Source organism: Paenibacillus sp. RU5M (assembly GCF_900221055.1).
GTDB classification, from domain to species: domain Bacteria; phylum Bacillota; class Bacilli; order Paenibacillales; family Paenibacillaceae; genus Paenibacillus; species Paenibacillus marchantiae.
This window is the reverse complement of sequence record NZ_OBQM01000011.1, coordinates 41,771-54,743: the sequence shown is the minus strand read 5'-3', so window position 1 is coordinate 54,743 and position 12,973 is coordinate 41,771. Positions and strand designations below refer to the sequence as shown.

Below are 12,973 nucleotides of genomic sequence, written 5' to 3'. Positions count from 1 at the left end.
AATTACCAGCGGAGAAGCGTGCTAACGGACAGTGAAAATCCCCCTCGGTTTACATCCAAGGGAAGGTTTTCGCTGCTTTAACGCAGCAGTACTAGTGTACCAGTCCCTTTTTTCAAAGTCAAATCAAATGGCGAACAATTAGATATAGTCAAACTCTAATGTTCGGAATTGACTCCATATTGCGACGCAAAAAACCGGCGAAGCCAGTCAAAGCTTGCTTGACGGCTAACCCCGGTTTTACGCTACGCGTTTAAATCCAACGCTATATGTCGTATTCACAACGTATTTATGAGTTCATATAATCTAATGGTTGATGTCGGGGACAGACGATTTCACTTCCCTATCGAAGCAGTCTGTGCCTGTCCCCTACATGGCAAAGGCATCATTATGTGCCCTCTCGTAGTTAACGAATTTATTAAAGTTTTTCAGGAAGACCAGTTCCACCGTACCTACCGGACCATTACGCTGTTTGGCGATAATAATCTCGATAATGTTTTTCTTCTCGGTTTCCTGGTTATAGTAGTCATCCCGGTACAGGAACGCAACGATGTCGGCATCTTGCTCGATCGAACCCGATTCCCGCAAGTCACTCATCATCGGACGTTTATCCTGACGTTGCTCAACACCCCGACTCAGCTGAGACAAGGCAATAACCGGAACTTCCAGTTCCCGGCCAATCTGTTTCAGGGTACGTGAGATCTCGGATACCTCTTGTTGACGGTTCTCGCCGGCTTTACCACGTCCACTAATCAGTTGAAGGTAGTCGATCAGAATCATGCCAAGGCCTTTCTCTTTCTTGAGACGACGGCATTTAGCACGAATGTCAGCTACGGTGATCCCTGGTGTATCGTCAATGTAGATATTAGCTTCATTCAAGGCTGCAATGCCCATCGTCAGCTTTTGCCAATCTTCATCACCTTTAAAGTCACCCATACGCATGACACCCGCATCCAGATTGGCCTCTGCACAGATCATACGCTGTACGAGCTGTGCGGCTGACATCTCCAGACTGAATATCGCAACTGTCTCCTGCGCCCGAATGGCTACATTCTGAGCGATGTTCAGGGCGAAGGCGGTCTTACCTACAGATGGACGTGCCGCTACAATAATCAAGTCACTCCGCTGGAATCCGGCGGTCATCTTGTCCAGATCGATGAACCCGGACGGAATGCCCGTTGTGGTGCCCTTGTTCTGATGCAACGTCTCCACACGGTCGAATACTTCCATCAGAACATCCTGAATGGCTATAAAACCGCTACTGGAACGTCGGTTGGAAATCTCCAGAATGCGCCGCTCTGCTTCTCCAAGCATAGCCGCGACATCCTCACCGCCCGTGTATCCTTCACTCACAATTTGCGTAGCTGTACGAATCAGGCGACGCAGCATGGATTTCTCTTCGATAATTTGAGCGTAATAATCCACGTTCGCGGCAGTCGGAACACCATGAGCCAGCTTCGCCAGATAACTGACGCCGCCGATGTCCTCAAGCTCGCCTTTATCCTTCAGTAGCGAAGTCAGTGTCACGAGGTCAATCGGTTGATTTCCCTCGCCAAGCTGGATCATCGCTTCAAAAATTAATTGATGGGGTTTATCATAGAAATCCTCGGTTTGCACCCGTTCCATCGCTGTAATCAGGGCTTCGCCCTGCAACAGGATTGCACCCAGCACGGCCTGTTCGGCTTCCAGGTTCTGTGGGGGAATCCGGTCGAATAACATTTCGCCGCCCATCTTACTCCTCCGTTACCTGTACCTTCAAGGTAGCCTTCACTTCAGGGTGAACCTTGACGGTGACTTGCGTTACGCCGAGTGTGCGAATAGGCTCGTCCAGTTCAATTTTGCGTTTGTCGACTTTCAGACCTTTCGCTGCCAGAGCTTCTGCGATTTGTTTGCTCGTGATTGCACCGAACAGACGGCCGCCTTCGCCGGATTTTGCTTTCAGTTCAGTCACTTCAGCTTCAAGCTTTTTAGCCAGAGCTTCCGCTTCTGCTTTCTCTTCCTGCTTACGTCTGTCTTCCGCTGCCTTCTGGTTGTCCAGTGTTTTCATGTTTCCGTCTGTTGCTGGACGTGCGATTCCCCGTGGCAGAAGAAAGTTCTGTGCGTATCCCTCGGACACTTCCTTCACTTGTCCTTTTTTGCCTTGACCCTTCATATCTTTTATAAAAATGACTTTCATTCGAACAAACCCTCTTCCTTTTCGATTTCAGCCAGTACGTTCGTCAGCCGTTTTTCCGCCTCTCCAAGCGTTCCTTCAAGCTGCACGGCAGCATTCGTTAAATGTCCGCCACCGCCCAGTCGTTCCATGACCACCTGAACATTCATGCGCCCTAGCGATCTCGCGCTGATGCCAATCAGTCCATCCGGGCGTTCACTAATGACAAATGAAGCGACCACGTCGGTCATATTAAGCAATGTGTCCGCCACTTGGGCGATCATCATCTGTGGAATCTTGTTGCCAGGGTCCGTGACCGCCAGCGCAATGTTCCCGTATACCATTTTAGCATGCTTTATGATTTCTGCCTTAGCAATATATTCTGACAGATCTTCTTTCATAAGCCGCTGGATCATAATGGTGTCTGCACCACTGCGACGCAGGAAGCCTGCCGCTTCAAACGTTCTCGATCCCGTATGGAGTGCAAAATGCTTCGTATCCACCGTAATCCCGGCTAATAACGCCGTCGCTTCCAGTGGAGTGAATTGTACCTTGTCATGAATATATTGGAGAAGCTCAGTCACCAATTCTGCTGCCGAAGAAGCATATGGTTCCAGATAGATCAGAACTGCATCGTTAATGAATTCTTCACCCCGACGGTGGTGATCCACAACCACGACACGCGTAGCGGATTGAACCAGCTTCGGCTCCATTGTCATGGATGCCTTATGTGTATCGACAACAACAAGCAGCGTATGCTCCGTCATCATCTGGGTTGCCTGTTCCGGCGACACAAAGGCTTTGGACAGCTTCTCATCCTTATTCACCTGTTCCATCATGCGTTCAATGGAAGGGTTGGGTCCATCCAGTACAATTCGTGCCTCCACATTGTACAGACTCGCCGCTTTCCATACCCCAATAGACGCGCCAATCGCATCCATATCAGGCATTTTGTGACCCATGATAATCACTCGGTCACTCTCCTGCATCAGATCACGCAATGCATGTGCGATAACCCGAGCTCTTACCCGAGTACGTTTCTCCACCGCGTTGGACTTTCCACCGTAAAAGGACAACCGCTGTCCAGATTTTACGGCAGCCTGATCACCACCACGGCCAAGTGCCATATCCAAACTGGACTGAGCCAATTCTCCCATCTCACTGATGGTATCCGAGCCAAATGCCAGTCCAACACTTAGTGTCATCGGCACCTTAAGATCAGCCGTCATCTCCCGGACTTCATCCAGGATGACAAATCTGCTCTGCTCCAGTTCCTGCAAAGACTTATAATTCAACATCATGAGATAACGATCAGAAGAGAGGCGGCGCAGGTATACCTCATACCGTTTCGCCCAAGACGTAATCTCGCTTGTTACACGGGCAATCAGCGCAGTCCGCTGCTGGTCGTCCATGCCCTGGGCTGCTTCGTCCAGGTTATCGAGAACCAGAATGCCCAGTGCCATGCGTTCATTCTCATATTTATCACGAAGAATGGCTAGCTCCGTAATCTCGTAAACATATACATACCGCTCTTGCGGATTATGAATAACTCCATAATATCGATCATCCAATTGGAATTCGTCGTGAAGCTCCTTAGACGGCTCCTTGGTCCCATCCTTTTTTTCCTTCGGTTGAGGAAGTTTGGGAAACAAATTTTGCAGCGGATTACCTACCATCGTCTTCTCTTGGAACATATCCGCGACGAAGCGATTATGCCACTCTACGGTACGATCTTCGCTGTACAGCACAATACCGAATGGGAGCATGCTGACCGCTTCCCCCTCCATTCGTTTGATCCGAATGGAAAGGCCATTAATGTAGTCGTTAAGCTCACGACGGAATGCGAGCTCCGCCTTAATCATGACGATTCCCAGCGCCGAAGCCAGTATCAGACTAATCAAACCAAGCGTCCAGTTGTAGATGGTCACGAACATAACAAGCAGAAGCAGCAGTATGAACGCCCATACGGTATAGTAGCCGTGCCAGCGTTTCTTCAGAAATTTAGGCATGACTCATCACCCTATCGTTTTGGTTTCGATATTGCCTCGCGAAGCGGGAACGCCAGATCGATAATCCCGATAATCCGCAGCGGTCCAATGAAGAAGACTGCTGCCGCCAGCAAATACGGTACAACCGGATTCCATTTCTTTGCATGTGAGAGAAAGAAGAAGAATCCGATGGCTTGAATCATGAAGCCCAAATTGATTAGAGGCGACAAGTTCATGGCGATCATGGTCCAGTACGTTCCGTCACTCTGCCTGGATATCACTTCGAACAACAATGCCAGGAAGTAATACCAGATCAGGGCACGCGGCATACGCCATTCACGCGCAGGTGGAAATTTCGGTACAACCACGCCCATTACGTTTAGAATCGGACGTGCAATGAGATGTGTGATTAGAGCCATGACCAGAGACGTGACCACCAAGGCGAATGGAATCATAAGCTGCGTCTGTCTTGCGACATCCTGAGTCATTTCAGGTGTCCATACAAACCCATTTACCATCTGACTGGATGTATTCGTCAGGGGTTCAATCGTCAATCTGACCACATCATCAATATAACTCGACAAATCAAATTGGAAGATTACACTTCCAATCAACAGGAGCAACAGATACTCGGCCAGCATGGCTCCACTTCCTGCCATTAGGGCGAACAGGGCCGATTTCTTTTTCTTGTAAGCATTGCCCATAACAATGGCGGGCAGGGTGAACAAAAGCAGTAATAACAAATAAATCGGACTAAATATGACCAAAATGATCGCCACTGGGACGAGATGCCATATAAATGATTTTACCGGTAATGAAGCAAACAAAATAACTCCAGGTATCATCATGAAAAATATGGCCAAAACCGATAAAGGAGTTAACAGCGAAAGTAGCAAGAGCAGATAAACTACGCTCCAGACAGCTGATTTAAAGCTAAATTTCAACAAATTCACCTCTTACGCATGTGATCTTCTAGCGCGGAAATATCTTGGTACCAATCTTCCAACTGGTGACCTTCCTGTTTATGCTTTTTCAATTTCTCAACAAGCAGTGCATCCAGATCCTTGAAAGGAATACCGAGCCTGCGGCCCAATATGTAACTACTCATCATCAAACTGGCGAGACTGTCCCCGATTCGGGTTGTACTGCCTTCCCATAACGCTTTGAATAATCGGGATACCTGATCAAGCACTTCGGTTTTAAGCCATTCAATCACTTTAGCGCGTTTGGCTACATCCAGTTCTTTAGGCATATTGGCGAAAGTCACTCTCCCCCGAAAAAGCTTTATTCTCCATTATAGCATAAAAAGGGGGGCCGCAAAATTACCCCAAAAAGCGGAGAAGTCCTCCGAAACTTATCTCAGGTACTTTGCGGGGACCCCGTACAACGAATTCGTATTTTATCTTGTCGAAAATTCATTTAAGTTCGCTCTTGTTCAGCTCTTCTTAAGTTTAACATGATACCGGACGGCTGTGATTATCCACGCAGTTGCATCAATATCGAAATTTGTTTCGACTTACTTCACTTTCATGGATTCCTTGGCTACAATACCCTCGCAATACTCAATAATCTGACTCCGTCTTACGATCCCGATGAAGCGCTCCATATCATCGACAACCGGCACAAAGTTCTGCACTTTCGCCAGATTAATCAAATCCTCCATGTTGGCTTCAATGGATACCGGTTTGATATCCAGCCGAAGTGGAACGTCCTTAAGCAGGAATTTTGAAGCGTTTTCAAATGTAATCTTTCCCTCGGCGTTTTTCATATACCACAGCAGATCACCTTCGGTAACCGTGCCGATATACTTGCCTTCCTTATTCAAAATGGGCACCGCCGTGAACCGATGATATTCCATCCGTTCCAACGTTTGCCGCAGAGTAGAATCCGACGTTACGCACGTAACTTCTTGTTTGGGCAGCAAAAAAAATGCGATGTTCATACCCTTACGTATCCTCCTTGTGAAATTTCATCAGTCAGCTTATTACATTCAACTTACATAGTACGCATTAGAACGCAAGATGTTCCAAAAGGACATGATTCCTTCTACAAAGTAAAAAAAACAGCAGCCCGCCAATAAACGCACTGCTGATCGTTGTCTAAAACATAACGTCTGTATGGAATTGGTTACTCGATCTTCTGCCGGTCAGGAATCATCACTTCACCGGCTGGGGTCGACTCATCCATCCAGTTGTTAATCAGCTCTTTGGCATATTGGACGTCTTTCTCATCTGCCTTGCCATAATAAATTCCGTTTTTCCGCATTCCTTCGCCCAAAATAGTGAAGCTTGAGATTTGCGGTTTTTCCTGAGTCAGTACCTGTTTGGCCAGATCAATAATGAATGAAGGCTGCATATCCGTCTGGAAGCTGTCTCCCATAATCTGAATCAATTCTGGAATTTTGCTGATGGCGTTCAGATTAAGCATCTCATTCGCCATGGCATTCAGGAAAATCTGCTGCCGCTTGGTGCGATTAAAATCGCTATCCTCACGGTATCTTACATAGTAAAGTGCTTCCTGCCCGTCATAGATCGGCTTACCGCCTTCTATTGTGAACTGCACATGTTCCGGGTTCTTGTTCACTATGTCCTCATCAATCGGCAGCTTCACGCCACCAAGTGCATCAACGACTTTCTTGATCCCATCAAAGTTAATCGTTGCATAATAACCTACATCCGCATCGAGAAATTTCTCCACCGTATTGATAGACATATTCTCCCCACCGAAGGCGTAGGCATGCGCGAGCTTGTCATAATCATCCTCACCATCCTTGTTGGCATCACGTCCAACAATCTGCACATAGGTGTCACGAGGAATGGATACCAGGAGTACGCGGGATTCTTTCGGACGAACAACGGCATAGATAACCGTGTCTGAGCGCCCACGTGTTTTCTCATAGGCACGTTTGTCTGAGCCTAGCAGCAATACCGAGAACGGTTCTTTGCGATATACTGTTGGGTCAGGCGTATTGTTGCCCTCCTGAGGGACATAGGAACGAGACAATTGGTCTTCAACTGAACCAGCGAGAAACAGATCGAAGGCCGCTACAGCAAGCTGCTGACGAAACAAATAGCCCCCGATTAACAAAACAACGAGCGATACGAGCGTTATATATAGACCTTTTCTTCTCTTCTTCTTCTTATCTTTAGTTCTGCTTGTCATCCATCGATTCCTTCTTCACTGTCAAAATGAAATTCGATACTACTACTATATAAGTTGAATTTAACTTATCCTGACCCCGCAACGGTACAGTGTTAATGATCCGTTCAACTTATATAATTACCATTAAACGTGCGCAATGGCTTGTGACACGGTGTTCTCTGAAGTTTTCTCTATCTCAAAAGAAAACGCCGCTCACGCTCGTTCTATTGTAATCATTGCTGGATGATGAAAAGTTACAATACGGTTAAATTGAAAAGAACAGTGCTCCTTTTTTACTGGCAAAAGGTGCACTGTTCTCTTCATGTGGAATGTCCATCCATTCAATTTGTTGATGCTGTCTCCACCCGATTCCTCTTCTCTTTATGACGCTGTCGCCCTGTAATAAACGCAGCGACCAGCGTGAGTACACTGAAAATAACCGCAGACCAGAACAGTCCACTATAACCCTCGCCGATTGTCTGATGAAGAGCCTGTAGCAACACATCTCGAATGCCCGGATCAGGAATTTGGGATAGTCCTTCGGTTAAGCTGGAAATATCGCTTCCTGAAGCTGCACCGCCGCCAGACGCATATTGTTGAAGCGCTTCGGGCGGCACCTGAATGCCCTGATCTGTGAGACCCTGCTGAATATTGGAGCCCAGGTTGGAGAAGGCACGAGCCAGGAAACCGGCAAAAATGGTTGGCGCGATCGCCATAGCCATCTGACGGAACAAGGAACTGGTCGCTACCGCAATGCCCTTGTTGTTCTCACCCGCTTGCTCAGTAACGAGCACGTTCACTGGAGCTCCCAGCATCATACCGAAGCCAATCCCCACAAGTACACTCGCAATCACGAATTGCCAGATATGCTCTACCCACAGCGGGAAGAGCAGGAAGCCGATAGCCGACAGCAATCCGGCTACAGATAACGTCCAGATTGGCCCTTTGCGGTCAACCAGATAACCGCCACCACCTGCACCAATGCCTGAAGCCAGAGCAAGCGGTGTAAACCAGTAGCCGGAGGCTGTGTTGGATACCCCGAGATATTGCTCAACAAAACCTGGAATGAAGATCACGGATGCCAGAATGGCTCCTGAGAAAAAGGCAATCAGCAGCGTCCAACGAAAGGACGCAATGCCCAGAAGCTGTGTAGATACAACAGGTTCACGTTGTGATCCTTCCAGCCTTTTTTCAAGAAAGTAGAAGAGAACCAGAATGACCACACCTGCCAGGAAGAAGCCATAGAACATCGGTGAGCCAAGACTTTGCAGCATATTTACGCCATCCAGATTGCTAAAGCTGTACATCAGACTGAGCACACCCAGCGTCATGACCGCGATACCACTCCAGTCCACCGCCTTACGGCTCAGCTCCTGTTCTTCATGAATATAACGGATGCCTGCAATAAACAGCAAAATGGCGATCGGTACATTGATTAAGAACAACCAATGCCAATTCCCCGTAATGTCGAGGATAAAAGCACCGATATTCGGCCCTAGAATCGCCGCAACCCCGTTCATACCTCCCAGAAGACCCAAGGCTGTGCCCTGACGCTCCGCTGGGAACTTGCTTAATACATAAGAGCTCGCAATGATAAAGATCCCGCCACCACCCAACGCCTGGACGACACGAGCAATCAGGAAAAACGTAAACGATGTGCTTAGTGCAACGAGTAAAGACCCAATTCCGAACAAAGCCACTTCAATCAGAAACAGCTTCTTGCGTCCATAACGGTCGGAGAGCTTACCCGCAATCGGCACACTCACCGCAAGTCCGAGCGTATAAAGCGTGATTGTCCATGCTCCCCACGTCGGCGACACGCCAAATGACGCATTTAAAGTCGTCAGGGACGACGTAATAATCCCGTTATCCAGCGCAGCCATAAACACCCCGATAGCAAATAGGATAAGCGGCCATTTCATTTGTTTTTGCATTACACGTTTCCTCCTCGATCAGATTGCAATCCAGTAGCGTAAGGCTGTAATGATACATATATATTAAACCGAACCGAACAATAATGACTCACTGGTCATTTTAAAACAAAATGATTACATATGTCAATTTGTTTATATGCTTGGATACCTCATTCAATTCCCTGCTCCACCAAATAAAACCGTCCCTCAGGTTCGATGGAACCCGTGGGACGGTTTTATTGTTGAACTTAACTACTATTGCTGCATCAAGTGGCGATTCAGGAATTTCTCAATTGCACGATACAAATCCAATTGATTTTCAACATTGCCGAAGCCATGTCCCTCATTGGCTTTTAACATATATGGCACATCTACTCCACGTTTGCGCAGAGCCTCCACGATCTGATCAGACTCAGCCTGTTTCACACGCGGATCATTTGCGCCCTGGACCACGAACAATGGGGCTTTCATCTGGTCGATATGGAACAGTGGTGAGACAGCTGTCAGCAGCTCCTTGTCTTTCTCCGGATCACCCATACGTTCATAGAACATGTTGCGCTCCGACTCCCAGTAAGGTGGCAGTGAATCCAGCAGCGTGAACAGATTGGATGGTCCAACATAGCTAATTCCTGCTGCATAGACTTCTGGTGTGAATGCCAGTCCTGCCAGAGCTGCATATCCACCATAAGATCCACCGTAGATAGCTACACGCTTCGCATCAACCGTTCCCTCTTCAACCAGCCAATTTACGCCGTCTGTGAGATCGTCCTGCATCGCTTTACCCCACTCTTTGTTGCCCGCATCCAGGAATTCCTTACCGTATCCAGTAGAGCCACGGAAATTCACCTGTAGTACGGCATAACCACGGCTTGCGAGAAATTGAATTTCGGGATTGAAGCCCCATGAGTCTCGGGCCCATGGTCCACCATGCGGAACAACAACCAGTGGCAATTTGGAAGCCTCGGCTCCTTGTGGGAGCGTCAGATAACCATGAAGGGTTAAACCATCACGTGACTTGTACGTAATGGGTTTTACATCCGACATTTTACTCTCATCAATCCAAGGTGCGGCGTCAGCTAATTTATCCAGCTTACCTGTCTTGGAATCGTAGAAGTAATACGTACCCATGGATTTGTCGCTATACGCAATGAACAGAACCTGACCTTCTTCACTTATGTTTGAAATGCTTACTTCTTTACCCGGAACTTTTGCCTGAATATCCTGCATCAATTTTTTGAAATCATTGTCGAAGTATTCATAGTTAACCTTGTCCGTCTCATAGACAGCTGCAAGGATTGTGCCTTTTTCTTTAGAAGGAACGAAACTGGATACATCCACATCCTTGTTTTCATAGATGGTTTTCGTTACTTTTTTGCTGCTTGGGCTGTATTCGACAATCGCTGTTTTATCCCGCTCCAGATTAGATACAGCGTAGATGTTTTTGTTATCATACGTGAACATCACCGGCGCAAAAGTTTCTCCGAGCTTGGTGGTCATCAAATTCTCAAATCGTTTATCTTCTGATTCACGATACATTAACGAAGAGACATTACCATCACTCGATATGGCCACACGAATTTTACCCTCATGGTCCGTAAGCCATCCAGTAATATTGCCCGGGTTCTCTGCAGCAAGTACAGCCTCACCTGTCTTGATGTTAATCCGGTACACGTCAAAGATCCGTGGATCACGTTTGTTCATACCTACTAGAATTTCATCCGCAATATTCTCCAGGGAGTCTACCAGGATCGCTCTTGTATTCGGATATGGCGTCAGATCCTTGCTGTTCTTACCATCAATATCCGTTACATAAATATGATAGTTCTCGTCCCCTGCTTCATCATTTACATACAACAGCTTATCCTTTGTCGCCCATACAAATCCCGCTATACTGCGTTCTGTCTCACTCGTGATACGTACCGACTTGTCCTGACCATTCTGTTTCACCACGATATTCATTCGGTTGTTCCAAGGCTCCATGTAAGCCAGATGTTTACCATCCGGAGACATCTGGAATCCTGCTTGAGCCGGCTGTTTGAAGAAGTCTTCCAGAGGTGTTAGACCTTCTGACTGCACATCAAGTCCAAGAGCGAGGTACAGCGCATCAGCAAACTCACCATGGGTCACTGAATTTTTGGCGTTAAACGCACTGCCTTCAATAATAAAATGCTGCTTCAGACGAATTGCATCCTCCGTATGTACCTTTGGAATCTGCGCCATATCACTGTATACAACCTGAATGCCATTATCCTTCAGTTCAAATGCCCGAGTAAACAACGATGCCATCTGTGCTCTTGTGAGAGGTGCATCTGGTGCATATCCTTTGGCTTGCCCTTGAATAAGACCACTTTGCTTCAGTGCGTAAATGGCAGGAGCAGCTTCATCCTTAGCTAATACATCTGCAAAACCTGTAAGAGACGCTGGAGCATCCAGTTTAAGTACACGCTGCAGGATGATTGCGGCCTGAGCACGAGTAATTGGCGTTTGTGACTCTTTCATTCCATCTGTTGTGCCATCTATGTATCCCAGTTTCTGTAGTGTCTGTGTTGCCTTCGAAGCAATGGATTCAGCGACTGTCGCCGTAGGCTTCACCGATTCTGCTGCCTGGACCGCTGGTTGAATCAGAGCGATTGACATCGCCATGGTAAGCGTGAGAGCATATACTTTTTTACTCACTACGTTCAAGTTATTTTCCCCCTTTAAAGTGAATTACACAATAATTTGGAATTATACGTAAATTATTTTACCATGATCCACCATAGGTTAACAGCGTAGAACACTCAAGTTCCATTACCCCTTACTTTGAACCGGAAAATCCATAATTGAATAGCTTTCGTGTCTCGATAAAACGTCCCTCACGACTATCCGAACCCAGTACAACGGAGATCAGTCGCTTGCCATTTCGCTCAGCCGTTCCAACGAAGTGATAGCCAGAATCCTCATCATATCCGGTCTTCAATCCATCGTTTCCATCGTAAGCATAGGGTCCGCCAATAGAGGACAGCATCCAGTTGGTGTTGCTCATGTACATTCCTTTTTGGTGCATCGACACCTGCATTTGGCTGGAAACTCTCAATATTTCGGGGTAGTTATTCAGCAGATAACGTGCAAGCTTGCATGCATCTACGGCGGTCATTACGGTCTGCCCTTGTATTTCCTTCGGATGACTCGGACCAAGTAGTTTTTCACTTAAACCTGTTGCATTCGTAAACACCGTCTTGTCAGACAATCCGATCTCTGTTGCCTTCTGATTCATCTTTTGTGCAAAAGTCTGCTCTGTCCCACTGATATGTTCAGCCAGAGCAATAGCGGCATCATTCGCGGAATAGACGGCTACAATCTGGAATAGCTCCTGCACAGTGAATTGCTCCCCTTGTTTCAAACCCAGGTGGCTGCCACCTACTGAGCTTGCATACAAGCTTATATTAACAGGGTCGTCCCAACGCAACTCTCCGTTGATCACAGCCTCCATTACAAGTAGTTCTGTCATCAATTTGCTAATCCCTGCCGTTGCAATTTCTTCGGAACCGTTAAAGTTGATTAGAATCTGCTCAGAGTTCATATCCATTAATACAGCAGATTCAGCTTTAATCCCCGGTTTGCCCACCAGCATGTCCGGTTTAACACCCAAATATATAATAACCAGTAGAGCCAGCAGCATTCCTGCCCGTATCCACCATTTTTTCATCGGAAAATCACCTCTTACAGATATAGACGAAGTGAAGAGGCATTTTGTCTGCAATTTTTATAAAAAAAGTTAAATTTTTTTTATTTTTTTGTTA

Annotated in this window: 10 protein-coding genes; all 10 read right to left on the bottom strand. The window is 47.0% G+C overall.

The features are described from left to right. Positions 1 to 366 precede the first annotated feature (366 nt). On the bottom strand, positions 367 to 1,728 hold the full coding sequence (dnaB, locus tag CRO25_RS26050; RefSeq protein WP_024629551.1) for a replicative DNA helicase: 1,362 nt from the start codon (positions 1,726 to 1,728) through the stop codon (positions 367 to 369). Between the two features lies 1 nt (position 1,729). Beyond that, the gene (gene rplI / locus CRO25_RS26045; RefSeq protein ID WP_024629550.1) at positions 1,730 to 2,173 is read right to left on the bottom strand and encodes a 50S ribosomal protein L9; all 444 of its coding nucleotides are present in this window, start codon (positions 2,171 to 2,173) and stop codon (positions 1,730 to 1,732) included. Next, a complete protein-coding gene (locus CRO25_RS26040; protein ID WP_063567368.1) occupies positions 2,170 to 4,158 on the bottom strand; it encodes a DHH family phosphoesterase in 1,989 nt (662 codons plus the stop codon). Before CRO25_RS26040 ends, rplI begins: the two co-directional genes overlap by 4 nt. Positions 4,159 to 4,169: 11 nt before the next feature. After that, the gene (locus CRO25_RS26035; protein ID WP_231952824.1) at positions 4,170 to 5,090 is read right to left on the bottom strand and encodes a DUF2232 domain-containing protein; all 921 of its coding nucleotides are present in this window, start codon (positions 5,088 to 5,090) and stop codon (positions 4,170 to 4,172) included. Next, a complete protein-coding gene (locus CRO25_RS26030; RefSeq protein WP_024629547.1) occupies positions 5,087 to 5,389 on the bottom strand; it encodes a MazG-like family protein in 303 nt (100 codons plus the stop codon). Before CRO25_RS26030 ends, CRO25_RS26035 begins: the two co-directional genes overlap by 4 nt. A 264-nt stretch (positions 5,390 to 5,653) precedes the next feature. Next, complete coding sequence (locus CRO25_RS26025; RefSeq protein WP_063567369.1) at positions 5,654 to 6,079, bottom strand: CBS domain-containing protein; 426 nt, start codon at positions 6,077 to 6,079, stop codon at positions 5,654 to 5,656. A 185-nt stretch (positions 6,080 to 6,264) separates the two neighbouring features. Continuing rightward, positions 6,265 to 7,299, bottom strand: coding sequence for an LCP family protein (locus CRO25_RS26020; protein WP_063567370.1), 1,035 nt, complete (start codon positions 7,297 to 7,299; stop codon positions 6,265 to 6,267). A gap of 320 nt (positions 7,300 to 7,619) precedes the next feature. Next, positions 7,620 to 9,212 carry an MFS transporter gene (locus CRO25_RS26015; protein WP_079696986.1) on the bottom strand — a complete coding sequence of 531 codons (1,593 nt, stop codon included), beginning with the start codon at positions 9,210 to 9,212 and terminating at the stop codon, positions 7,620 to 7,622. A gap of 234 nt (positions 9,213 to 9,446) precedes the next feature. Beyond that, positions 9,447 to 11,867 (bottom strand): alpha/beta fold hydrolase, encoded by a 2,421-nt coding sequence (locus tag CRO25_RS26010; RefSeq protein WP_256863754.1) that lies wholly within the window; start codon positions 11,865 to 11,867, stop codon positions 9,447 to 9,449. A 121-nt stretch (positions 11,868 to 11,988) separates the two neighbouring features. Further along, positions 11,989 to 12,879 carry a D-alanyl-D-alanine carboxypeptidase family protein gene (locus tag CRO25_RS26005; RefSeq protein ID WP_063567373.1) on the bottom strand — a complete coding sequence of 297 codons (891 nt, stop codon included), beginning with the start codon at positions 12,877 to 12,879 and terminating at the stop codon, positions 11,989 to 11,991. Positions 12,880 to 12,973: the final 94 nt, after the last annotated feature.

Excerpts from the sequence above, each read along its gene's own strand:
- CRO25_RS26020 (WP_063567370.1), bottom strand. The coding sequence starts at position 7,299 with ATGACAAGCAGAACTAAAGATAAGAAGAAGAAGAGAAGAAAAGGTCTA.
- CRO25_RS26005 (WP_063567373.1), bottom strand. The coding sequence starts at position 12,879 with ATGAAAAAATGGTGGATACGGGCAGGAATGCTGCTGGCTCTACTGGTT.
- rplI (WP_024629550.1), bottom strand. The coding sequence starts at position 2,173 with ATGAAAGTCATTTTTATAAAAGATATGAAGGGTCAAGGCAAAAAAGGA.
- CRO25_RS26015 (WP_079696986.1), bottom strand. The coding sequence starts at position 9,212 with ATGCAAAAACAAATGAAATGGCCGCTTATCCTATTTGCTATCGGGGTG.
- dnaB (WP_024629551.1), bottom strand. The coding sequence starts at position 1,728 with ATGGGCGGCGAAATGTTATTCGACCGGATTCCCCCACAGAACCTGGAA.
- CRO25_RS26030 (WP_024629547.1), bottom strand. The coding sequence starts at position 5,389 with ATGCCTAAAGAACTGGATGTAGCCAAACGCGCTAAAGTGATTGAATGG.
- CRO25_RS26025 (WP_063567369.1), bottom strand. The coding sequence starts at position 6,079 with ATGAACATCGCATTTTTTTTGCTGCCCAAACAAGAAGTTACGTGCGTA.
- CRO25_RS26040 (WP_063567368.1), bottom strand. The coding sequence starts at position 4,158 with ATGCCTAAATTTCTGAAGAAACGCTGGCACGGCTACTATACCGTATGG.